The 22,540-nt window shown below is 44.3% G+C and carries 21 protein-coding genes and 6 tRNA genes; 2 read left to right on the top strand and 25 right to left on the bottom strand.

From position 1 onward, the window contains the following. Positions 1-25: 25 nt before the first annotated feature. From rpsO to rlmE, 14 genes are all read right to left on the bottom strand, one after another. Entirely contained in the window at positions 26-295 is a 270-nt protein-coding gene (gene rpsO, locus BW947_RS00785; protein WP_006082713.1) for a 30S ribosomal protein S15, read from the bottom strand. A 144-nt stretch (positions 296-439) separates the two neighbouring features. Beyond that, complete coding sequence (gene truB, locus BW947_RS00780; protein ID WP_076496418.1) at positions 440-1,405, bottom strand: tRNA pseudouridine(55) synthase TruB; 966 nt, start codon at positions 1,403-1,405, stop codon at positions 440-442. Continuing rightward, positions 1,405-1,854: a 30S ribosome-binding factor RbfA gene (rbfA, locus tag BW947_RS00775; RefSeq protein ID WP_076496417.1), complete on the bottom strand. Its 450-nt coding sequence runs from the start codon at positions 1,852-1,854 to the stop codon at positions 1,405-1,407. The genes truB and rbfA overlap by 1 nt, the downstream gene beginning before the upstream one ends. A 57-nt stretch (positions 1,855-1,911) precedes the next feature. After that, on the bottom strand, positions 1,912-4,554 hold the full coding sequence (gene infB / locus BW947_RS00770) for a translation initiation factor IF-2 (protein ID WP_076496416.1): 2,643 nt from the start codon (positions 4,552-4,554) through the stop codon (positions 1,912-1,914). A gap of 27 nt (positions 4,555-4,581) precedes the next feature. Beyond that, positions 4,582-6,081, bottom strand: coding sequence for a transcription termination factor NusA (gene nusA, locus BW947_RS00765; protein WP_076496415.1), 1,500 nt, complete (start codon positions 6,079-6,081; stop codon positions 4,582-4,584). Positions 6,082-6,105: 24 nt separating this feature from the next. Further along, the gene (gene rimP, locus BW947_RS00760; protein WP_076496414.1) at positions 6,106-6,561 is read right to left on the bottom strand and encodes a ribosome maturation factor RimP; all 456 of its coding nucleotides are present in this window, start codon (positions 6,559-6,561) and stop codon (positions 6,106-6,108) included. Between the two features lie 172 nt (positions 6,562-6,733). Beyond that, positions 6,734-6,810: transfer RNA gene (locus BW947_RS00755), tRNA-Met, on the bottom strand. Between the two features lie 82 nt (positions 6,811-6,892). Next, a tRNA-Leu gene (locus BW947_RS00750) sits at positions 6,893-6,979 on the bottom strand. A gap of 11 nt (positions 6,980-6,990) precedes the next feature. After that, positions 6,991-7,326, bottom strand: a complete 336-nt coding sequence (gene secG, locus BW947_RS00745; RefSeq protein WP_076496413.1) for a preprotein translocase subunit SecG — start codon at positions 7,324-7,326, stop codon at positions 6,991-6,993. A gap of 1 nt (position 7,327) precedes the next feature. Beyond that, positions 7,328-8,110: a triose-phosphate isomerase gene (gene tpiA / locus BW947_RS00740; protein ID WP_076496412.1), complete on the bottom strand. Its 783-nt coding sequence runs from the start codon at positions 8,108-8,110 to the stop codon at positions 7,328-7,330. Between the two features lie 194 nt (positions 8,111-8,304). Next, positions 8,305-9,642, bottom strand: a complete 1,338-nt coding sequence (gene glmM, locus BW947_RS00735) for a phosphoglucosamine mutase (RefSeq protein ID WP_076496411.1) — start codon at positions 9,640-9,642, stop codon at positions 8,305-8,307. An 80-nt stretch (positions 9,643-9,722) separates the two neighbouring features. Beyond that, a complete protein-coding gene (folP, locus tag BW947_RS00730) occupies positions 9,723-10,556 on the bottom strand; it encodes a dihydropteroate synthase (protein ID WP_076496410.1) in 834 nt (277 codons plus the stop codon). 193 nt (positions 10,557-10,749) lie between these two features. Then, positions 10,750-12,723 carry an ATP-dependent zinc metalloprotease FtsH gene (ftsH, locus tag BW947_RS00725; RefSeq protein ID WP_076496409.1) on the bottom strand — a complete coding sequence of 658 codons (1,974 nt, stop codon included), beginning with the start codon at positions 12,721-12,723 and terminating at the stop codon, positions 10,750-10,752. 29 nt (positions 12,724-12,752) lie between these two features. Next, positions 12,753-13,382: a 23S rRNA (uridine(2552)-2'-O)-methyltransferase RlmE gene (gene rlmE / locus BW947_RS00720; protein ID WP_076496408.1), complete on the bottom strand. Its 630-nt coding sequence runs from the start codon at positions 13,380-13,382 to the stop codon at positions 12,753-12,755. A 90-nt stretch (positions 13,383-13,472) separates the two neighbouring features. Between rlmE and yhbY the strand changes: the two genes are divergently transcribed. Continuing rightward, a complete protein-coding gene (gene yhbY, locus BW947_RS00715) occupies positions 13,473-13,772 on the top strand; it encodes a ribosome assembly RNA-binding protein YhbY (RefSeq protein ID WP_076496407.1) in 300 nt (99 codons plus the stop codon). A gap of 103 nt (positions 13,773-13,875) precedes the next feature. On the opposite strand, the gene secF is transcribed toward yhbY, so the two are convergent. The 7 genes from secF to BW947_RS00680 form a co-directional block, all read right to left on the bottom strand. Continuing rightward, positions 13,876-14,805 (bottom strand): protein translocase subunit SecF, encoded by a 930-nt coding sequence (gene secF, locus BW947_RS00710; RefSeq protein ID WP_076496406.1) that lies wholly within the window; start codon positions 14,803-14,805, stop codon positions 13,876-13,878. A gap of 2 nt (positions 14,806-14,807) precedes the next feature. Continuing rightward, entirely contained in the window at positions 14,808-16,622 is a 1,815-nt protein-coding gene (gene secD / locus BW947_RS00705) for a protein translocase subunit SecD (RefSeq protein WP_076496405.1), read from the bottom strand. 224 nt (positions 16,623-16,846) lie between these two features. Further along, the gene (locus BW947_RS00700) at positions 16,847-17,428 is read right to left on the bottom strand and encodes a hypothetical protein (protein ID WP_425272265.1); all 582 of its coding nucleotides are present in this window, start codon (positions 17,426-17,428) and stop codon (positions 16,847-16,849) included. Between the two features lie 377 nt (positions 17,429-17,805). Beyond that, positions 17,806-18,282, bottom strand: coding sequence for a transcription elongation factor GreA (gene greA / locus BW947_RS00695; protein ID WP_076496403.1), 477 nt, complete (start codon positions 18,280-18,282; stop codon positions 17,806-17,808). Positions 18,283-18,600: 318 nt separating this feature from the next. Next, positions 18,601-19,419, bottom strand: coding sequence for a DUF4198 domain-containing protein (locus tag BW947_RS00690; RefSeq protein ID WP_076496402.1), 819 nt, complete (start codon positions 19,417-19,419; stop codon positions 18,601-18,603). A 45-nt stretch (positions 19,420-19,464) separates the two neighbouring features. Further along, a complete protein-coding gene (locus BW947_RS00685; RefSeq protein WP_076496401.1) occupies positions 19,465-19,977 on the bottom strand; it encodes a DUF2271 domain-containing protein in 513 nt (170 codons plus the stop codon). A gap of 16 nt (positions 19,978-19,993) precedes the next feature. Beyond that, positions 19,994-20,590: a PepSY-associated TM helix domain-containing protein gene (locus BW947_RS00680; protein WP_076496725.1), complete on the bottom strand. Its 597-nt coding sequence runs from the start codon at positions 20,588-20,590 to the stop codon at positions 19,994-19,996. Between the two features lie 432 nt (positions 20,591-21,022). Between BW947_RS00680 and BW947_RS00675 the strand changes: the two genes are divergently transcribed. After that, entirely contained in the window at positions 21,023-21,757 is a 735-nt protein-coding gene (locus tag BW947_RS00675; RefSeq protein WP_076496400.1) for a hypothetical protein, read from the top strand. A gap of 353 nt (positions 21,758-22,110) precedes the next feature. Here BW947_RS00675 and BW947_RS00670 read toward each other — a convergent pair. From BW947_RS00670 to BW947_RS00655, 4 genes are all read right to left on the bottom strand, one after another. Further along, positions 22,111-22,185 (bottom strand) — tRNA-Gln (locus tag BW947_RS00670). A gap of 40 nt (positions 22,186-22,225) precedes the next feature. After that, positions 22,226-22,310, bottom strand: a tRNA-Leu gene (locus tag BW947_RS00665). A 75-nt stretch (positions 22,311-22,385) separates the two neighbouring features. Further along, a tRNA-Met gene (locus tag BW947_RS00660) sits at positions 22,386-22,462 on the bottom strand. 2 nt (positions 22,463-22,464) lie between these two features. Next, positions 22,465-22,539: transfer RNA gene (locus BW947_RS00655), tRNA-Gln, on the bottom strand. Position 22,540 lies beyond the last annotated feature (1 nt).

The raw sequence follows: 22,540 nt of genomic DNA, 5'->3' as shown, positions 1-22,540 counted from the left end.
CTTTTTTATATTAATCAACGCGCTATTAACGACGTAGACCTAATTTTTGGATCAGAGCAGTGTAACGTGCTACATCAGTACGCTTCAGGTAAGCAGTTAACTTACGGCGTGAGCTAACCATACGTAACAGACCACGACGTGAGTGATGATCATGGATGTGCTCTTTGAAGTGAGCTTGTAAATGGTTGATTTGTGCAGTTAACAAGGCAACTTGAACTTCAGTTGAACCAGTGTCATTTTCGCAACGGCCAAAATCAGCCAAAATTTTTGCTTTTACTTCAGTACTTAGTGACATGTATATCTCCAAATAAATAATATGAATCTCTAGCCGATCACTAACTCAGCCAGAGGGCGCGCTATTCTACCCAGAAACCCACGTTAGCGCAATAAAAGGTGGATACTAATCCATGAACTAATAAATTTATTCATGGATAACGGGTTAATTCGTTTCTGCAGGCTCATCATGGATCACTATGAGTCGTTTTGGCGCAAGTAGCCCGTCTTCGTTCAAAGTGCCAATACCGACAAAACGACGAATATCACCTAAGGTGATACGCACCAACTCATCGATTTTCAAGTCTGCATTAACTGGTACTCTCACAGCTTGGCCTTGCATTAAGTAAGGAGCAATCGCATCAGGCACATTCACCTCAGGGAAATCGGCCACTGCCGTATCCATGGGTAATAACAGTGGATCGAGTAATACACTCGGATCTATCTGCTGTTCTTGTGCTTTAGCAACAAGTGCTTCAAGCTGATCTAAAGTAACCATTCTAGCATACGGATATTGTGCAACTTGAGTACGGCGCAACATGATCACATGGGCACCACAGCCGAGCATTTCACCTAAATCGTCAACGATAGTGCGAATATAAGTGCCCTTAGAACAATGAATGTCTAAGGTTAACTCATCGCCTTCAAGACCGATAAAATTTAGTTCAAATACCGTAATCGGACGAGATTCACGCGGCACTTCAATGCCTTCACGGGCATATTTATACAGGGGCTGGCCCTGATATTTAAGCGCGGAATACATAGAAGGGATTTGCTGAGTCTCACCACGGAAGAAATCAAGCGCGGTAAGTAACTGCTCCTGCGTAAAATCAATAGCGCGGCTTTGCACCACTTCACCATCGGAATCACTGGTATCAGTACGCTCACCCAGCTTAGCAGTAACTAAATAGCGTTTATCAGCATCTAACAGATGTTGAGAAAACTTAGTCCCTTCGCCTAAGCACACGGGTAACATGCCTGTTGCTAACGGATCGAGTGCGCCCGTATGCCCTGCTTTGTTCGCATTAAAAAAGCGCTTTACCCTTTGCAATGCAAAGTTAGAACTCATGCCTGTGGATTTATCCAACAGTACGATCCCATCAATAAAACGACCTTTTGGACGACGAGCCATTAATCTTTACCTTTAGTTTCATCTGCATCATCGTCAGCTTGGACTTCATCTTCAACTGATGCATCTTCGCTGCCAAATTGCTGCTGCTTCGCTTTGTCTTGGTTAATCACTTGGCTAACTAAGTTAGACATGCGCATACCTTCAACCAGCGAGCTATCGTAGATAAAACGTAGCTCAGGCATCACACGCAACTTCATACGACCCGCGACTAATGTACGGATATATGGGGCTGCACTGATTAATGCGTTAAGTTTTTCTTGCACAACGTCTTTGTCTTCTTCAAAGAAAGTGACAAAAACTTTGGCGTAGCTTAAGTCCCGTGAAACATCGACATCATTGACTGTAACAAAGCCAACACGCGGATCTTTCATGTCACGCTGTACCACTTGAGCAAGTTCTTGCTGAAGCTGTTGAGCGATTCGACGAGTACGACTGAATTCTTTTGCCATAATATTTCTTACCATAGCTTAAATTGATAAGGGCGGCTAATGCCGCCCTTTTTATCATTACAGAGTACGAGCAATCTCGACAGTTTCGAACACTTCGATTTGGTCGCCTACGCGAACATCGTTGTAGTTCTTAACGCCAATACCACATTCCATACCATTGCGAACTTCTGCAACATCATCTTTAAAGCGACGCAGCGATTCAAGTTCACCTTCGTAGATCACCACGTTATCACGTAGTACGCGAATTGGTGCGCTACGCTTGATAAGGCCTTCGGTAACCATACAACCAGCAATAGCACCCAGTTTAGGCGACTTAAATACATCACGTACTTCAGCCAGACCAATAATCTGTTGCTTGAACTCTGGTGATAACATGCCCGTCATCGCAGCACGAACTTCATCAATCAAGTGATAAATAACGCTGTAGTAGCGTAAATCTACACTTTCGCTGTCGATTGTCTTACGGGCCTGTGCATCAGCACGCACGTTAAAGCCAACCAGAATTGCGTTAGACGCTGCCGCTAAGGTTGCATCAGTTTCAGTAAGAGCACCCACACCGCGAGCGATGATGTTGACTTTCACTTCGTCAGTAGACAAACCTGTTAACGAGTCAGTAATCGCTTCTAATGAACCTTGTACGTCTGCTTTAAGAACGATATTGAGTTCTTTCACTTCGCCTTCAGTCATGTTCGCAAACATGTTTTCTAGCTTAGATTTTTGCTGACGCGCTAATTTCACATCACGGAACTTGCCTTGACGATACAGGGCAACTTCACGAGCTTTACGCTCATCACGGACCACTGTTGCTTCATCACCTGCAGACGGTACGCCTGACAGCCCCAGAATTTCAACAGGAATAGATGGACCCGCTTCAGTAATTGAGCGACCGTTCTCATCTTTCATTGCACGGATTTTACCGTACTCAAGACCACACAGAACGATATCACCTTGGCGCAGAGTACCTTCTTGAACCAGAATCGTAGCAACTGGGCCACGACCTTTATCCAATTGTGATTCAATGACCACACCAGCAGCCATACCATCACGTACCGCTTTCAGTTCGAGAACTTCAGCCTGCAGTAAGATACCTTCTAACAGTTCGTCAACGCCTTCACCTGTCTTAGCTGAAACGAAGGCAAACATGTTGTCTCCACCCCAATCTTCAGACATAACACCGTGTTGTGACAATTCGCTCTTAACGCGATCGATATCCGCTTCCGGCTTATCCATCTTGTTCACAGCCACGATTAATGGCACGTTACCGGCTTTAGCATGTTGAATTGCTTCGATAGTTTGCGGCATTACACCGTCATCGGCAGCAACAACTAACACCACGATATCCGTTGCCTTGGCACCACGGGCACGCATTGCGGTAAACGCGGCGTGACCAGGAGTATCAAGGAAAGTGATCATGCCGTTTTCAGTTTCAACATGGTATGCACCGATATGCTGTGTGATACCACCGGCTTCGCCAGCAGCCACTTTCGCGCGGCGAATATAATCAAGTAACGACGTTTTACCATGGTCAACGTGACCCATGATAGTGACAACCGGTGCACGAGACTCTAATTTGATACCGTCTTCATCGTCACGATCTTGCATCACTTGATGCTCTAGTTCGTTTTCGCGAATAAGTACAACTTTATGGCCCATTTCTTCAGCAACCATCTGGGCAGTCTCTTGATCCAACACTTGGTTGATCGTGACCATGGTACCCATTTTCATCATTTGTTTGATGATTTCAGTCGCTTTTACTGCCATTAAATGTGCCAGTTCAGCTACAGTCACAGTCTCACCGATACGCACATCACGACTTACCGCTGCCACAGGCTTATTAAAGCCGTGCGCCATAGATTCAGGTGCTGTACTGCGGTTACGCATGTGCTTTTCACGGCCGTCACGAGCATCTTTGCCGCCACGCTTCTTGGCATTCGTCTTGTTACGAGCACGACGTCCGCGCTTTTCTTCATCTAAATCAGAAGTATCCTCAGCGGCACGAGCCACTTTAGATGTCGTGATATGATGATCACCGTTCTTTTCAGCTTCTAGACGTTGGCGCTCTTCTTCGGCCCAACGCTTAGAGTGTTCTTCAGCCAATAGACGAGCTGTTTCAGCCGCTTTTGCTGCATCTTCATCTTGCTTACGTTTAGTTGCAGCTTCTTGAGCGGCTTTTAAACGTTCAGCTTCTAGACGAGCTGCTTCTGCTTCTGGTGACATATCTTTAGCCACTTTCACTTCAGCTGCCGCTTTGGCTTTCGCCTTAGCTTCTGCGTCGGCTTTTGCCTTTGCATCTGCTTCAGCTTTAGCTTTTACTGCCGCAGCAGCTTCCGCTTCAACCTTTGCTTTTGCCAAAGCTTCTGCTTCGACTTTCGCTTCTTCTTCAGCCTTCAGAGTAGCCTCACTAGCATCACGCTTAACGAAAGTTCGTGTTTTACGAACTTCAACTTTAACATCTTTAGATTGACCACCACTACCAGCCACACTTAGGGTCGATACGGTTTTACGCTGCAGCGTCATTTTCGTTGGCGCATTTTCGCCACCGTGCTGCTTTTTCAGATAATCCAATAACTGCTGCTTTTCAGTTTCAGTTACGTTATCAGCTTGGTCTTTCTTGATTCCAGCCTGAGAGAATTGCTCAATCAGACGTTCAACACTTTTACCCACTTCCGTGGCCAATTTCTCTACGGTCGTATCTGCCATCAGTTAAATCCCCCTCTGTTGATCGACTTATGCTTCTTCGCCAAACCAACAGATATTGCGGGCTGCCATGATGAGCTCACCTGCTTTTGCTTCTGTCAATTCTTCAATTTCGATCAAATCATCAATGCCTTGTTCAGCCAAGTCTTCTAGAGTCACAATACCTTTGCTAGCAAAAACATAGGCTAAGTGTCTATCAATACCTTCAAGTGCAAGTAACTCAGCACTCGGCTCCACACCATCCAGTGCTTCTTCAGTAGCGAGAGCTCGGGTTGAGATCGCCGCTTTTGCACGTTCACGTAAGGCTTCAACGAGATCTTCGTCAAAACCATCAATCGCCAATAATTCAGACACAGGTACATAAGCAACTTCTTCGAGCGACGTAAAGCCCTCATCTGCTAGCACTTGTGCAAAATCTTCATCGACATCCAGTGAATTAACAAATAAATTAACTACCTTGGCGCTTTCTGCCTGGTGTTTCTTATTCATGTCTTCCACTGTCATTACGTTCAGCACCCAACCTGTCAGTTGTGTCGCTAAACGTACGTTCTGGCCATTACGTCCAATGGCTTGTGCCAAACTATCTGGTTCAACGGCGATATCCATAGAATGGTTATCTTCGTCGACAATGATAGAAGCCACATCGGCTGGCGCCATAGCATTGATGACATATTGCGCTGGATTATCATCCCACAATACGATATCAACACGCTCGCCACCCAGTTCATTTGATACTGCTTGAACACGCGCACCGCGCATACCCACACATGCACCGATAGGATCGATACGGCGATCATTTGACTTAACGGCAATTTTAGCGCGAGCACCTGGATCACGTGCTGCGCCCATAATCTCAATCAATTCGTCAGCTATTTCAGGTACTTCTACACGGAAAAGCTCAATCAGCATTTCAGGCTTAGTACGGCTTAAGAATAACTGTGCGCCGCGAGCTTCTGGGCGTACTGAGTACAATAATGCCCGCACACGATCGCCTGGACGGAAAGATTCACGCGAAATTAAATCTTCACGGAATAATACGCCATCAGCGTTATTACCTAAATCAACTACAACGCTTTCACGTGTCGCCTTTTTTACGATACCGGTGATTAACTCACCTTCTTGGTCTTGGAATTGTTCCACTACCTGAGCGCGCTCAGCTTCACGTACCTTTTGTACGATAACTTGCTTAGCCGTTTGAGTAGTAATACGGTCAAATACCACTGATTCAATATCATCTTCGATAAATTCACCCGGCTGAATATCCGGGTTTTCGTAACGTGCCGCTTCTAATGTGATTTCGCGGTAAGGGTTTTCCAACGCTTCACCATGATCATCAATCACCATCCAACGACGGAAGGTTTCATAGCCACCGGTTTTACGGTCGATAGCAACACGAACGTCAATATCACCTTCGTATTTTTTTTTGGTTGCTGTGGCCAGAGCAGTCTCTAGCGCTTCAAAAATTTTCTCGCGAGGAACGGCCTTTTCGTTTGAAACCGCCTCAGCGACTAGCAGAATCTCTTTATTCATCTCTTGCCTCGTTCACCTTGAAACTCAAAACTTAGCGATTAAGTTGCCTTTACGGATATTATCCAGGGCGACAACCAACTCTTTACCATTCGCTTTCAGTGACAGCATTTGCCCGTCAACCTTAGTGATGGCGCCTTTTAGATTACGACTGCCGTCAACCGGCATAGTCAATTGAAGCTTTACATCCTCGCCTACATAACCCGCATACTGCTCAGCAGTAAATAAGGGTCTATCAACGCCTGGCGAAGAAACCTCTAGGGTATATTCTGTAGAAATAGGATCTTCAACATCAAGTACAGCACTGACTTGGCGACTTGCACTGGCACAATCTTCGATATTGATACCATTTTCACCATCAATGAACACTCGCAGTGTGGAATGCTTACCCGCTTGAACATATTCAATGCCCCATAGCTGAAAGCCTAATGCTTCCACAGGTACTTTGAGCATTTCTGCCAGTCTGAATTCTAATGTTGCCAAGATTGACCCCCGAAAAAACAAAAAAGGGCTAAAAGCCCTAGTACAACGCCACATACGGAGTATGCGACAAATTTAAAAGTCCCAGATAACAAAAAACCCCGTGAGGACGAGGTTATTAATTTCAAGAACCTGTAAACCATAACGAATCCAAATGCTATTCGTTACTAGGAGCTGGTTGCGGGGGCCGGATTTGAACCGACGACCTTCGGGTTATGAGCCCGACGAGCTACCATGCTGCTCCACCCCGCGTCAACTATGTGCAAGTATATTGACTATCGTCATTTCTTGCAATAACTAAGAGAAAAACTTATCACTTTATCTTAGTTATATTTGGTGCCGAGAGCGGGACTTGAACCCGCACGACCGTTAGGTCACAGCCACCTCAAGGCTGCGCGTCTACCAATTTCGCCACCTCGGCGACACCTTTTACTAGTCAGGAATTTTTGTTTCTGACTTTTCGGTTGCTTGCTCAACAGGTTGTGTTACCTGTTCAGTATCTGAACCTAAATTTTTCCATGAATCTTCACTTTTGGTGTGATTTGCACTTAAATTGCCAATCAGCAAACTCAAGGTAAAAAAACCAATGGCTAAAACAGCCGTAGTACGAGTCAGGAAATTACCTGAACCGCTAGAACCAAACAGAGTACCTGATGCACCGGCGCCAAAAGAGGCTCCCATATCAGCTCCCTTACCTTGCTGAATTAATATTAGACCGATTAGACCTAATGCAACCAACAAGTATACAACTACTAGAACTTCATACATATTATGCGCTCATCGCTATGGTACATAGGCTTAAAAACTCGCTAGAGTTTAAGCTAGCACCGCCAATCAGTCCACCATCAACATCAGGCTGGGCAAATAAATCTGCAGCATTACTAGGTGTTACACTACCACCGTAGAGAATCCTGATATTTTCTCCAATAAATGGAGATACTTCAGAGAGGCGTTTGCGAATAAACGCATGTACTTCTTGTGCCTGCTCTGGTGTAGCACTTTTACCTGTTCCTACAGCCCAAAGTGGCTCATAGGCGATAATAGCGTTATCAAAAGCCATAGTGCCATTTTTCTGGATCACTATATCCAACTCTTCCGCAATCACCTCAAAGGTGCGCCTTGCTTCACGTGCTGGACCGGATTCACCCACACATAAAATCGGAGTTAAGCCATGCTTTTGTGCAGCGGCGAACTTCTCCGCTACGATATTACTCGTCTCTCCGTACATACGGCGACGTTCTGAATGCCCGATAATCACATATCGACATCCTGAATCTTTTAGCATCTGACCTGAAACTTCTCCGGTATAAGCGCCAAAGTCGTGTTGACTTAAATTTTGCGCGCCCATCCTAACAAGTGAACCGTCTAACGCTTCCTTGTTTGCTTCTAGCAGTTGCCTAACGCTCTCTAGATAGATAGAAGGCGGGCATAAAACCACTTCAGCTGAATCATTTTGGAGCTTAGAGGCAAATTTTTTGAATAACTCTTCGGCGAGTGCCGAACTGCCGTTCATTTTCCAATTGCCAGCAACCATAGGACGTCTGAGTGCCATCACTGTCTCCTTTGAAAGCGGCGTGAATAATAACGAACCACTTATTAAGTTACAATAGCTAAAGTCGAATATTTTCAGATATCAGGTTGGAGTGATTACTTTTTACACTCAAAAAATGATATCTGTACATTTGTGCAGCTAACACCTTCATTTTAAATCGGTATCCACTGCACTCATTACAAAAAACTTCAGCACTAGCTTGCGGATCTGACGGCATCTGCAATCAAATTGGCATGGGCTAATACTGCACTATGATCGTCCCCTTCTACCATGACTCGGATCAAAGGTTCTGTACCAGACTTACGCAATAATACACGACCACGGGCACCCAGTTGTGACTCAACTTGCTTTTGAGCAAGTTTCACCGCATCTGAATTAAGTGGATTATGGCTACCTTCAAAGCGCACATTAACAAGCACCTGCGGTAACATTGTCATCGCTGAGGTAAGCTTATCTAAAGTCGCATTCTGTCGGCGCATAGCAGCTAATACTAGAATCCCAGCAACAATACCATCACCCGTTGTGCCGTGATCGAGGTTTAAAATATGCCCCGAGTTCTCACCACCGATACGCCAGTCGAGTTCTTTTAGCAGTTCCATTACATAACGATCGCCCACTTTTGAACGTGCAAAGGGAACATCAAGTGCTTGTAAGGCTAAATCGAGGCCAAGATTTGACATGAGTGTGCCAACGACACCTCCGCGTAATACACCGCGTAATTTAGCATCACAGGCTAAAATATATAGAATTTGGTCACCGTCGATCACTTCGCCTTTACTGTTGACCATCATAATGCGGTCGCCATCACCATCGAGTGCGATGCCAAGATCGGCATTTTCTGAAAGAACAGCCTCACAAATCTTGGCCATGGACGTAGCGCCCACTTTATCGTTAATGTTCATGCCGTTTGGTTGATCACCAATAGCAATGACCTCTGCACCTAATTCACGAAATACTGCCGGCGCAATGTGGTAAGTGGCACCATGGGCACAATCAACCACAATTTTCAGACCCATTAACGTGTGTTCAGCAGGAAAATTGCCTTTGCAATATTCGATATAACGGCCACGCGCATCTTCAATACGAGATACCTTGCCCAATAGATGCGACTCAACACACACGAGGGGCTTTTCAAGTTCTGCTTCGATTTCTAGCTCTAAGTTATCATCTAACTTACTACCATCAGTGGAGAAAAATTTAATACCATTATCATAATAAGGATTATGTGATGCGCTAATCACCACCCCTGCTTCAGCACGAAAGGTTCGTGTTAAATAAGCTACAGCTGGTGTTGGCATCGGTCCCATTAATAAAACATTTAGACCTGCTGCTGAAAAACCCGCTTCCAATGCCGATTCAAACATATAGCCCGAGATGCGAGTATCTTTACCTATTATTACTTTTTTAGTGCCATTACGGGATAACACGCGCCCCGCAGCCCAACCTAACTTCAGCGTAAGTTCGGGTGTCATTTGACCTGAACCGACCTTGCCACGAATACCGTCGGTTCCAAAAAATTTACGTTCTTTCATATCGCCCCATAAACTGAAATGTGTCCCAATTATTTGGGATCATAATATTAATTAAATGCTTAACCAGAGCATAACGGTGCTTAAAAATACACTTGTGTGGCTTGTAACACTTTGAGCATATCCACAGTTTCAGCAACGTCATGCACGCGAATGATATGAGCTCCCTTTTGCGCCGCAATCATCGCACCCGCAAGACTCCCAGCAAGACGTTCTGAGGTCGGTTTTGCTAAGAGGTCGCCTATCATGCTCTTACGAGATAATCCTATCAATACGGGTAAGTCAAACTTGGCAAAACGATCTAACTTCGCCAGTAGTTCATAGTTATGTTTTACGCTTTTGCCAAAGCCAAACCCTGGATCGAGTAATATTAACTCCCGAGGGATCCCTGCTTGCAAACAAGCCTCAATCCGCCCGCTTAAAAAATTAGAAACCTCTTCAGTTACATCATAATAAGTCGGTGAAGATTGCATATTTTTGGGCTCGCCCTGCATGTGCATCAAACAAATAGGGACTTGCAACTCTGCGGCAGCGTCGAGCGCACCAGGTTCCATCAAAGCACGCACATCGTTAATCAGGTGCGCGCCTGCAGCAACAGCTTTACGCATCACCTCAGCTTTGCTGGTGTCGATTGAAATCCACACATCATGGTGAGTAGCCACATATTTCACTAATGGGATCACCCGAGCAAGTTCTTCAGTAAGACTCACCTCAGCGGCGCCAGGCCTAGTCGATTCGCCGCCAATATCTATCATTCCCGCGCCTTGAGTCACCATGTCATCGGCATGCTGGCAGGCAAGTTCAAAGGAGGAATATTGACCTCCATCGGAAAAGGAATCGGGAGTAACATTAAGAATGCCCATCACAATAGGCGAAGATAACGCGAGGCGTTTAGTGCCAACAATCAGTTCAAACACACTTGTACTCCAGTAATAACACTATCGATGATTTTATCCATAGGCAGAGCTGTCGTCATCTATTTTAAGACAAGATGAAAGTGACAAAAAACTAAACACTATTGGTGCATACATTCAATGACAGCGTAGTCAAATACCGAGCAAGATAAAACAAGAAAACCCCTTTCGGGGTTTTCTTTAGTATCACTAACGATTACTTAGCAGGTGATTCATCAACATCTTTCAGTTCTGGCTCAACGGGCGCAGCAGTAACACTATCTTCAGCTTTCGCTGTAGGTTCACCATGGCCGCTGCCTTTATCGTTAGAACCATTGTCATCGACTTGCCAATCGGCAGGTTGACGCACTTCTTGACGCTTCATTAAATCGTCAATTTGAAGTGAATCAATGGTTTCATACTTCATCAAAGCTTCTTTCATTGAGTGCAGAATATCTATGTTATCTGTCAATAGCTGCCTAGCTCTTGCGTAGTTTTTGTCGATAAAGACTTTTACTTCCGCATCAATTAGGGTTGCAGTTTCATCGGACATGGCTTTGGCCTTACCCATACTGCGACCTAAAAAGACTTCACCGTCTTCTTCGGCATACAATAATGGACCTAATTTGTCCGAGAAGCCCCACTGAGTCACCATGTTACGCGCAATTGATGTCGCGTATTTGATGTCCTGTGATGCGCCAGTCGACACTTTATCACTACCGTAAATCAGTTCTTCCGCTAAACGACCGCCGTAAGCGACCGAAATTTGGCTTTCTAATTTACGACGGCTCTGGCTCACTGAGTCAGCTTCCGGTAAAAAGAAAGTCACACCCAGCGCACGTCCGCGAGGAATAATAGTGACCTTATGCACAGGATCGTGCTCTGGTACTAAACATCCTACGATTGCATGGCCGGCTTCGTGGTACGCCGTCATTTCTTTTTCAGCTTCAGACATCACCATAGAACGGCGCTCTGCACCCATCATGATTTTATCTTTAGCACGCTCAAATTCTTCCATACCTACAACTCGACGATTGCCACGAGCCGCAAACAGCGCCGCTTCGTTGACTAAGTTAGCTAAGTCAGCACCAGAAAAACCGGGTGTACCACGGGCAATCACGCTCGCCTTCACATCGTCTGAAAGTGGTACTTTACGCATATGCACTTTCAAAATTTGCTCGCGACCACGTACATCAGGTAAACCAACCACCACTTGGCGGTCAAAACGACCTGGACGCAATAACGCAGAATCGAGTACGTCTGGACGGTTAGTTGCCGCAATAACAATAACGCCTTCATTACCTTCGAAGCCATCCATCTCAACCAGCATTTGGTTCAGTGTTTGCTCACGTTCATCATGACCACCACCTAAACCAGCGCCACGTTGACGACCGACCGCATCGATTTCATCGATAAAGATAATACAAGGTGCAGACTTTTTCGCTTGCTCGAACATATCACGCACACGAGATGCGCCAACACCAACGAACATTTCAACGAAATCAGAACCCGAAATAGTGAAGAAAGGTACCTTAGATTCACCCGCAATAGCTTTTGCCAGTAAGGTTTTACCGGTACCTGGTGGTCCCACCATCAGTACGCCCGTTGGAATCCGGCCACCCAATTTTTGAAATTTAGTTGGGTCACGCAGATAATCAACCAGTTCTTTCACTTCTTCTTTTGCTTCATCACAACCAGCAACATCAGCAAAAGTGGTTTTAATCTGATCTTCGCTCATCAGCTTGGCTTTGCTCTTACCAAAGGACATAGCCCCTTTGCCGCCACCACCTTGCATCTGGCGCATGAAGAAAATCCATACCCCGATAAGCAGTAACATCGGGAACCAAGAGATAAAAATTTGAGTTAGGAACCCAGACTCTTCGGCTTCTTGGCCCTTCATAGTGATGCCCTTACGATCAAGATCATTAATTAAATCTTGGTCATATAACGGCATGATAGTAGTGAACTTTTCACCAGTACGTTTAGCACCTTCAATAGTGCGTAAGTCGCTTTTAACTTCAACCGATGCTACCTGCCCATCACGAACATTATCTAAGAAGGTAGAATAATCCATCTTCTGCGATGACGAAGAAGAGGGGGAGTAACCCTGAAACACTGACATCAGCACAACGGCGATGACAACCCAGAGTATTAGATTTTTTGCCATGTCACTCAAATTACTAGACCTCATTAAGTCTTGCGATTACTAACGCTAGATTACTACAACTTGTATCCAGTCGCCACAAGATAGACTTCACGGGAACGCGCCCGCGAAGAGTCCGGTTTACGTGTTTTAACTACTTTAAACGCTTCTTTTACCGCTTTCATGTATTCGTCAAAGCCCTCCCCCTGAAAGACTTTCACCGCAAAACAGCCGTTGGGTGCCAAAACTTGATGACACATATCTAACGCTAATTCCACCAAATACATGGCGCGCGGCTGATCGACGCCATCTGAACCGCTCATATTAGGCGCCATGTCAGATAACACAACGTCAACCTTAGCGTCACCGACACGGGTAAGCAATGCTTGAAGGACTTTATCTTCACGAAAATCCCCTTGCAAAAAGTCTACCCCAACGATGGGATCCATTGGCAAAATGTCACAGGCGATGACCTTACCTTTATCTCCCGCTAACTTAACCGCCACCTGAGACCAGCCTCCTGGCGCGGCCCCGAGGTCAACGACTGTCATACCTTGACGAATAAGTTGATCCTTTTGTTGGATTTCCTCAAGCTTAAACGCAGCGCGAGATCGTAACCCCATTTTCTGTGCGAGTTTAACATAATGATCATCAAAGTGTTCTAGCATCCAGCGATTGGAACTGGCCGTACGTTTTTTACCTGACATTTAAAATCCGCAACAATTGAGAGTTACACAAGGGTTATATAAGGGTAGAATAGCCGCTTTTCAACAGTAACTCAGCAAAAGTTGGTAGAAATGAACTTAACAACCAAACAAAAACAGCATTTAAAAGGCTTAGCACACATGCTAAAGCCAGTGGTGCTGCTTGGTGCCAATGGATTGACTGAAGGTGTACTCGCTGAAATTGAAAGCGCACTCGCTTATCATGAATTGATTAAAGTGAAAGTAGCCTCTGCTGACAGAGAGCTAAAAAATGCCATCGTTGATGCCATAGTACGTGAAACTCAATCTGCAAAAGTGCAACTTATTGGTCATATTCTGGTGATTTATCGTCAATCACCAGAAATGAAAGTTGCTTTGCCAAAGGCAAAGTAATTTTTCTTGATTTTTATTGTGTCAACAAAGAAGCCACTCATTTGAGTGGCTTCTTTGTATTTGCGGTTAATTTACGTTTTTGGCTTTCGTCCAACAATAATGGCTAAGGCGCGTCAGAGATAATTTGTGCTTTATAATGCTCAGGCGTTAAGCCTAAAAATTCAGGTAATGAGGTGCCAACAGAAATAGAAGAAAACGTACCGGTTAAGATGCCAATAAACATCGCAATTGAAAAACCTTCCAATGGCCCACCGCCCATAATCCACAGCGCACCCACTGTCATTAAAGTTGTCCCTGATGTCACCATAGTGCGAGAAAATGTCGCCACAATCGCTTGATTATTAATCTCTTGGATCGAAAGCTTTGGCTTAGCAATCAATAATTCACGAATGCGGTCGGCAATGATGATCGAATCATTTAAGGAATAACCTAAAATAGCTAGCACTGCTGCCAATATCGTTAGATTAAACTCCATTTGAGTCAGTGCAAAAAATGCCAATACAAAGACCACGTCATGCAATAGCGCAAACAAAGCGCCAGATGCAAGCCGCCATTCAAAGCGATAACTTAGATAACCTAAAATACACAGCATAGCGACTAGCAGTGCCACCCCCCCCTGCTCCGCCAACTCTTGGCCAATCTGCGGCCCCACAATGCTGCTATTAAGTACTTGTACTTCAGTGTGAAGCGGCGCTAACACTTGCTGAATATCGACATGACTTTGCTCAGCATCGGCTGTATTCATATCTGTACTAATGATATCAGCGTAACGCAGTACCCAACGCCCCGGCTCACTGGCCGAAATCACTGTAACATCTTGCTGATAGGCGGCGTTAAGCAAAGGCTGTAACTCACTACTGGTAATTTTTTTATCGAGCTGAATTTCAGTGACTACGCCGCCGGTAAAATCTAGCCCCCAGTTAAACCCTTTCACACCGATAATGGTTAATGACATTATCATCAGCAAAATCGAGATAGCGCTACAGCCATAGCGCCACAGAGTTAAATGACCCGTTAAATTGATATTCTTCATACTTATACCCTCACATGACGGCTAGCATCACGTCCATAAACTAAGTTGATCAACGCTCTTGAGGCAAAGATACCGGTAAACATGCTGGTTAATAGGCCTAGACCTAGGGTCAAGGCAAAACCTTGGATTGGGCCATTACCGATGGAATACAGCACTACGGCGGTGATCATCGTGGTGAAATTAGCATCAAAAATAGTAGAAAACGCGCTATCAAAGCCCGTATCAATTGCCAGTGCAAAACTGCGGCCTTCCTTTAACTTATCTTTTATCCGCTCGAAAATTAGTACATTGGTATCGACCGCCATACCAACAGTTAGCACCAAACCGGCAATACCGGGTAACGTTAATACTGCACCAGGAATTAGCGCCAATAAGCCAAACAGGATCACCATGTTAGAGATCAGCGCTATGTTTGCCACCCAACCAAGACGGCGATACCAAAGCGCCATAAATAACAAGGTAATGCCCATTCCTAAACCGAGCGCGGCAAAGCCATTTGCAATGTTTTCAGCCCCCAGTGTTGGGCCAATAGTGCGCTCTTCAACAATCGTTACTGGTGCTGTCATTGAGCCCGCCCTCAGTAACAGGGCTAATTGCTGCGCTTCTTGATAGGTGCCAGCGCCAGTGATGCGGAAACGATCGCCCAGCTGCGATTGAATGGTCGCAACACTAATGATTTCTTGAGTTTGCTTGGCCTTACCTTGCTCATCACGGCTGTATTCGCTGTAAGACGTCGCCATAGGTTTGCCGATATTAATTCTGGAAAACTCAGACATTTTCTGCCCACCGACACGGTCAAGATTAATATTCACCTCGGCCATGCCCATCTCACCTAAACTCGCCCTCGCATCAATAATATGATCGCCGCCAAGCACGGGCGTGCGGCTCACATAAATAGGCTTACCCGACTGGTCATTGAGCACCATTGCATTTACCGAGCCCGACTCTTTCACCTCGAAAAAGGCCAAACTCGCCGTTGCACCAATCACATTTTTTGCAGCTGCGGGATCTTGTATGCCGGGTAACTCAATCCGAATTCTATGATCGCCCTGGCGCTGCACTAATGCTTCAGTAATACCGAGTTCTTCAATACGGCTGCGCATCACCTGCAAGTTTTGTTGTACGGTTAAATTACGCAGTTTTATTTGTTCTTCTTGGCTCAACTTAATCTGTAAGCTTGCGCCGTCAAGGTTAGATAATTGCCAATTAGGATATGATTCTTTCATCATCTGCCGCACAGCGGCACGGGCATCGTTATCAGGCAAAGTGAGGTTTAACTGGTTGTCTTGATCTAAATGAACACTCGCGCCACGAATTTTTTGCTCACGAATAAATTGGCGTAGCGAATCGACCAGTGCCTCAGCCTGTGTTTGGTATACAGGCTCAATATCCACATCAAGTAAAAACTGCACGCCACCGCGTAAGTCGAGTCCGAGTTTAATTGGCTGAAAACCTAAGTTTTGCAACCAACTTGGCGCGGCACTGGCAAGGGATAAGGTCAACTCTTTTGGCTCTGTAACCATAGACGAAAGCAAGGTTTTGACTAAGGTTTGTTGATTATCCTCATCAAGGACAATCAGGGTTTCGCCATCCTTCTGGTCGATACGCTTTACCGTCACGCCTTCAGCTTGCAGCTTATCTCGAAGCGCTACCGGCGCGAGTGTTAACCCTGCCTTAGCCCCCACTTGCACCGCTGCATCCTCACCATACAATGTAGGCAAGGCACTGAATAACATCACTATAAGGCTGACAATGAGGACTAGGTATTTCCAAGCTGAATAATGATTTAGCAGTCGTTTATTGGATTTTATTTCCATGGGATTAACTCGTTATTTATCGCCTAGTACTTTCATCAAAGTTTTAGGCGAACATATTGATATCATTACGAAACAAGCCATTGAGTACCAGTAAGCTAAGCTTGATAAACTCAAATCATTACGGCGAATTAAGCCGTAAAACGTTTCGGTAAGAACAAAAAATGCAATGGCATGCAAGCTCAACGGGAGCAAACTCCAGTCGACAGCACACCTAAATAGGCGAGTTAAGCGGCTTGTTGGCTAAATCGATATTGAAGGTTTGAGACTTTCCAACCCGATATACGGGCGGGGGAAGATGCAGCAGCAAGCGTCCAATCAGATGTGATATCCACATTAATTGGCTCAATCAAATTAGGCGTAGACTCAACAGTAAAATCTACTGCAAGTAAATAAGTAGGTTTAACCTCGCGCATATCATGCTGTGCAAGGCTAATAAATCGTGACGAATTTATAGGAGCAAAATTTAAGTCATCTGAGTGGCTCACATAATCGGAGTTTGAGCAGGATGTTGGCAAGGACATTGCTGAATCGACACTGCTGGCATCAGTGACATTGTTGTTCAATGCACCGCAGCTTTTAACAACCTGTGCATCCGATTGGGTTATCGCGCTTGTATTAGCTGAGTTTAGCGCTTTGGTCTTGTTATCAAGCCTAACCGAATCCAGCTGAACACTATGGCTAGCAGAATCACTTTGCTGTACATATGTTTTTTGACTATAGATTTTTGGCGAATAGCTAGCCGAGTGCGCAATCAACATGATCGCCACGCAAACTAACATTAATCCCGTACGCCAATGTTTAACCAAAACGTGCCTCTTAATAAAACGAACAATACTCGTTAAAACTTAATTGTTTGGTACTCAACCGCCGGTCTAGATAAATGACTCTGCTAAATTGAAGTAAAATCAACAATTCGCAACTAAGGTACAAGCAACACACAATAATTATGCTGATTTTGCTAGAATTGCAGCTTAGGTAAAAGTCCATCTAGAGACAAATTAATCTTTGTCCATCTTATCTAAACGCGATCGCCATCTTTAAAAACCTAAAATTAAAGCACTAAGCGTAAGCCTTCAACTCAAGTATTAAGCAACAAGATAAGTTAGGCTTGCCAATAACAAAAAAACCGCCCTAGGGCGGTTTTGGATAATTCGTGACTCACACTCACGATATCATCAGCAAATTATAAATACTGTACTGAGATAATTTCGTAATCTGTCACGCCACCAGGGGTAGTAATAGACACTTCGTCACCTTCATTTTTGCCCACTAAGCCACGGGCAATCGGTGAATTGACCGAAATCAGATTTTCTTTAATATTCGCTTCGTCATCACCGACTATGCGATAGGTGACTTCAACATCAGTATCAAGGTTTAAAATCGTCACAGTTGCACCAAAAATCACTCGGCCGTTATTTACCATTTTAGCGACATCGATAATTTGTGCGTTAGATAACTTACCCTCAATATCACGGATACGAGCTTCACAAATCCCTTGGTCTTCGCGAGCAGCATGATATTCCGCATTTTCTTTTAAATCGCCAAGCTCTCGCGCTGAGGCAATCGCTTCTGTGATTTTTGGGCGGCGCTCAAACTTGAGAATATCTAACTCTTTACGCAGCTGCTCTGCACCGACAACTGTCATAGGAACCTTAGTCATAGCTTCTTTCGTCTCCTTTAAAACAAAAGCAACCCGTGTCGACGCTAAGGTCAACACAGTCAAATGGGGGTGGAATTGCGCTATTCTAATCGTTATGCGCTTTTGATGCATCAACAACAATGCAGTTAAGCAGCTTACCCAACCTTAAACCCAGTTACCAGTAATGAAATCTAAATCCGCGAACCAGATAAAATAAAAAATGGCTCGTCAATTAATCATCACTGATATGTGCTATTAAATGCAAAAATGCCCACTCGCTACAAAGCTCTGTGGGCATTAAATATAAAGCAGAGTCTGGTTATAGCAACAAATACATAACTATTCTAAACCAGCTTCAAACGTTAAAAATATTTCACTGACCGTTTTATCGGCAAGGATTTTATCTGAACTTGGGCGTTCAATTGAAGCATGCAAAAGATAACGCCCAGCAGTAGGCAAGGTCATTGACACTTTACCATCTTTATCAGATGTTAATTCCATCTCTTCAGGTTTGTTACGATACACACTATCGTCTTTAATAATAGCAACACTGACGCCAGCAACTGGCTTACCATCATACACAAACTGCAAAGTAGCGGGTTCATTCTCAACGATATCAGCTGGATGAGTCACGGGGACTAATTCTAAAAATTCACCCTTTGCAGCTAATACTTTGTCAGTTGGTTTATTTCGAGTTACGTAGGTTTCCACTCGTGACACGTTTAAAGATCCTTCTAACTCATAGGCATCTTTAGGCATTATGGCTGCCGTTGCTTTTTTATCTAAACGACTACGCACAAAACCTTCTTTTCCTTTCACTTTATAGCGAGAGAAGTAGCGCGGTGTTACTTCTTTTTCAAACTTATAAGTCCCATCTTGAGTCAGCTGCACATCAAATACCGATTTACGTCCACCGGTATAACTTGAACTAGGGGAAATTGAATCGCCACTTGGTAGTGATATACGCACATCACTGGCAGTAACAGGCTTATCCATCATAAACACTTGATTACTGGCCGATACATCAGAGGTGATCCACACCGTTTCTTGGCTTTCTGCAGAAACGTTAAAATGACTAGGTAAAATCCATCGATCATGGCTGCTAGCCAATGGACTAACACACAGCGTACCTAATAATGCCACAAGACGTAATTTCATCTTTTTCCCTTAAATTAAAGAAGTTAAACAATCAACTGTAGTGGCTCAGTGAGCCATACCGCTTAAGCGTATGTCGATAACGCCCGTTTCTGTGGTTGCGGGTAACTGTGAAGTAAAGTCTCCCGCAGCTAAATCTATGTTTTGACGCACTAAGTCACGGCCACCATGCTCACGCACCACTTCAATAAATACTGTGTAAGTGCCAAGTGTGACTGATTTCCCTGACTCATCTTTTAGATCCCAATCAATTTTGTAGTGACCAGCAGGACGGGTAGCCGATGCTATGCCATCAACAAAACTCATATCTTCGCGACCCGCTTTACGCCACCAACGGCGGATATCCTTTAACCATTTATGGCCTTCATCCCACACCCAAAGACTCAAGGTTTTAACTGGTTGTCCTTTAGCGTCCTCAATCCAAACGGCCACATAAGGTCTATGATATTGGCCTTCAGTAATCTCAGGTAACGTCAAATCGACGGTCAGTTTAGGGGCTGCCAATACAGCAGAACTGGCAAATAAAGCACTCACTGCAATGATACGAATAAGATGACGCATGTTCGATTGAAACTCCTTATGGAACAAAATAAACATATACCAGCCCACAGCCACTGCTTACCAACACCATGTATAGCAATGACTTTTTAAGGCGCTTAGTTTGAGGTAACAACAAATATGCGCCTGTAAGTGAAAATAGAATAATCAGTACAGCGCTGAGATCCAGTATCCAAGCCCAGGCAATGCCAGTATTACGGCCTTTGTGCAAATCATTGAGCACGGCTACAGCACCGTAATCTAAGGTTTCGATATAAGCTTTACCATCGAGTAAGTCCAGTGTCACGCTGCGGTAAGTACCGGGTCCTTTACTGACTAAGCTAATTTCATCCTCAGCAATATCGGCAGTGCTAATATCCATCGCCCACTCGCTTTTTAACCAATGCCCAGCAGCCAATCGCCACTGTGCATCTTCGGTAGCATAGGGTTGTAAATAGCTAGGAATAACGGCTTGCTCACGCACAGGCTCCTGATCAGATTGGGAAAACCAATTAGGATGATTCAGCGTGATACCGGTTACTGCGAAAAACAGCATCAGCAACAGCAAGGCCATAGACACGTACACATGGATAATGCGGGCAAAAGATAAAGACGACTTACTAACTCTTAATTTCAATGACACAATCTCAAAGGCAACCACAAGGCATGCATAATACCGACTTGATTGCTTTTATCTATGCTGCTTACTGGTTTAGATAAGTCGCATTAAACTAATTTAATACTGTGAGATTAAATGAGATCGATTATCAAACAGAACAATCTTTACAAACTTTACACTTCTAAAGCCGCTAAGAAATAATTATTAAAAATAAAGCGCTTACAGGCAAAACAACATTTAGCATTCAAAATCTATCATAGTTGATTAAATTAGTCGTAAATCATCTAAGGTAACATTTATAAATATTGATTAAATTCATATAGATAAAAATTAACATTGAAGAAGCATTTCGGGTTTAATATTTACTTTTAACCCCCTATCGTTTACCTCATGCCAATCGGCTACAATCCGCCGCCGGCGACTTGCTGGTGCCCCCAAGGAATTATTATCTTGAGTACATCTTTACTCAAAAAAATACGTTGCTTACACATTGTGTGGTTAGCGTTAATGCTCAACGCCTGTGTTGCTCCGTTATTATTAATGTCACCCCAAGGTCAACTAATGTGGGCCTTACTCAAACCGCTGGTTGGTTTAGACCCCAATGATGTCGGCTTATTTGAACAACCGCTGATCAAAAACCGTATGCGAGAATTACTGGGTAAAAATTACGACACTACATTGTCTTTACTCAAAACCGCCGACAAAATTCAGCAAGAAGGTCCACTTATCTATTTAGTATCGACTTATACTCCGATCCCCGAGATGGCAGAAAAAGCAGGCCTCGTATGGAACTCTGATACTAATCAAATGGCCGTGATGCTAATGAAAGGCGGCGCGCCTTTAATCATCTCAGAACAATTGAGTAATCAAACTGAAAAATTGGTTCCGAGTTGGCCAAAAGAATTAGCCGACTATACCGATCCACAGAAGTTACAACCAAAAGCATTGGAGGCAGGCACCAGCCAAGTGCAGCAACAGTTAGCAATACCTGACGCGGTTAGCGCCATCGCCAGCGGCGGTGTTAACGCCGCTCAAGGTGTTGCTGATGTAAAAGAGACAGTAATGGAGAGAGCAGCAATGCCAACCAATATGACTGAAGCAGCGGCAAAAGTAACGACACCTGCAATGCCAGCGGTTCCAGCAGAAATAAAATCACTACCTGTTGTTGAAGTTAAAAAGCCATAAAACGAATAACCACAGTACCGAATAGAAAAGGTACTGTGGTGTTTGTTGTTTTATCTATGCATCGACCCCACTGCTCAATATCCTTATTTGATCATCAAACCCAGGTTACCTCTTCACTAACCTGTATTGAAATTCCAGCCATACTCAATATATTCTCTATTAAGCTAAGCATCTATCGACCCAATACAGGTGGCATAAACATAACAACAGAGAGGAATAATCTATTAATAAATGTTGGTAAAGGAGGCAGTTAAACAAATGAAAACGCAAAAACAAAATAGTAGAATAAAATGGTAGTAAATAGTGAAAAGCCAGAAAGCAAAAAGCCTGTCCGAAGACAGGCTTTTTAACTTTGGCTGGGGTACAAGGATTCGAACCTTGGAATGCTGAGATCAAAACCCAGTGCCTTACCACTTGGCGATACCCCAATAAACTGTTTTTAATCTTCTATCGAAGATTGCATTTTGATGGTACGGGAAGAGAGACTTGAACTCTCACACCTCGCGGCACCAGAACCTAAATCTGGCGTGTCTACCAATTTCACCATTCCCGCATCAAAATGTACCAAAATTGTTTACTCAACAACTTTGGATTTTTCTCTGTTAAATGACTTTAACAGAGTTAAATATGGTAGCAATGGCGGGATTTGAACCTGCGACCCCAGCATTATGAGTGCTGTGCTCTAACCAACTGAGCTACATTGCCAATGGCTGGGGTACTAGGATTCGAACCTAGGTATGCTGAGATCAAAACCCAGTGCCTTACCGCTTGGCGATACCCCAA

The sequence above is a fragment of the Shewanella morhuae genome (assembly GCF_900156405.1).
GTDB classification, from domain to species: Bacteria; Pseudomonadota; Gammaproteobacteria; order Enterobacterales; family Shewanellaceae; genus Shewanella; species Shewanella morhuae.
Note: the sequence above shows the minus strand (reverse complement) of the source record. Positions and strands in the feature narration are given on the sequence as shown.

What these genes read in the sequence shown, in the direction of transcription:
- rpsO (WP_006082713.1), bottom strand. Translation starts at nt 295, where the DNA reads ATGTCACTAAGTACTGAAGTAAAAGCAAAAATTTTGGCTGATTTTGGC.
- truB (WP_076496418.1), bottom strand. Translation starts at nt 1,405, where the DNA reads ATGGCTCGTCGTCCAAAAGGTCGTTTTATTGATGGGATCGTACTGTTG.
- rbfA (WP_076496417.1), bottom strand. Translation starts at nt 1,854, where the DNA reads ATGGCAAAAGAATTCAGTCGTACTCGTCGAATCGCTCAACAGCTTCAG.
- infB (WP_076496416.1), bottom strand. Translation starts at nt 4,554, where the DNA reads ATGGCAGATACGACCGTAGAGAAATTGGCCACGGAAGTGGGTAAAAGT.
- nusA (WP_076496415.1), bottom strand. Translation starts at nt 6,081, where the DNA reads ATGAATAAAGAGATTCTGCTAGTCGCTGAGGCGGTTTCAAACGAAAAG.
- secG (WP_076496413.1), bottom strand. Translation starts at nt 7,326, where the DNA reads ATGTATGAAGTTCTAGTAGTTGTATACTTGTTGGTTGCATTAGGTCTA.
- tpiA (WP_076496412.1), bottom strand. Translation starts at nt 8,110, where the DNA reads ATGGCACTCAGACGTCCTATGGTTGCTGGCAATTGGAAAATGAACGGC.
- glmM (WP_076496411.1), bottom strand. Translation starts at nt 9,642, where the DNA reads ATGAAAGAACGTAAATTTTTTGGAACCGACGGTATTCGTGGCAAGGTC.
- ftsH (WP_076496409.1), bottom strand. Translation starts at nt 12,723, where the DNA reads ATGAGGTCTAGTAATTTGAGTGACATGGCAAAAAATCTAATACTCTGG.
- rlmE (WP_076496408.1), bottom strand. Translation starts at nt 13,382, where the DNA reads ATGTCAGGTAAAAAACGTACGGCCAGTTCCAATCGCTGGATGCTAGAA.
- yhbY (WP_076496407.1), top strand. Translation starts at nt 13,473, where the DNA reads ATGAACTTAACAACCAAACAAAAACAGCATTTAAAAGGCTTAGCACAC.
- secF (WP_076496406.1), bottom strand. Translation starts at nt 14,805, where the DNA reads ATGAAGAATATCAATTTAACGGGTCATTTAACTCTGTGGCGCTATGGC.
- secD (WP_076496405.1), bottom strand. Translation starts at nt 16,622, where the DNA reads ATGGAAATAAAATCCAATAAACGACTGCTAAATCATTATTCAGCTTGG.
- greA (WP_076496403.1), bottom strand. Translation starts at nt 18,282, where the DNA reads ATGACTAAGGTTCCTATGACAGTTGTCGGTGCAGAGCAGCTGCGTAAA.
- BW947_RS00690 (WP_076496402.1), bottom strand. Translation starts at nt 19,419, where the DNA reads ATGAAATTACGTCTTGTGGCATTATTAGGTACGCTGTGTGTTAGTCCA.
- BW947_RS00685 (WP_076496401.1), bottom strand. Translation starts at nt 19,977, where the DNA reads ATGCGTCATCTTATTCGTATCATTGCAGTGAGTGCTTTATTTGCCAGT.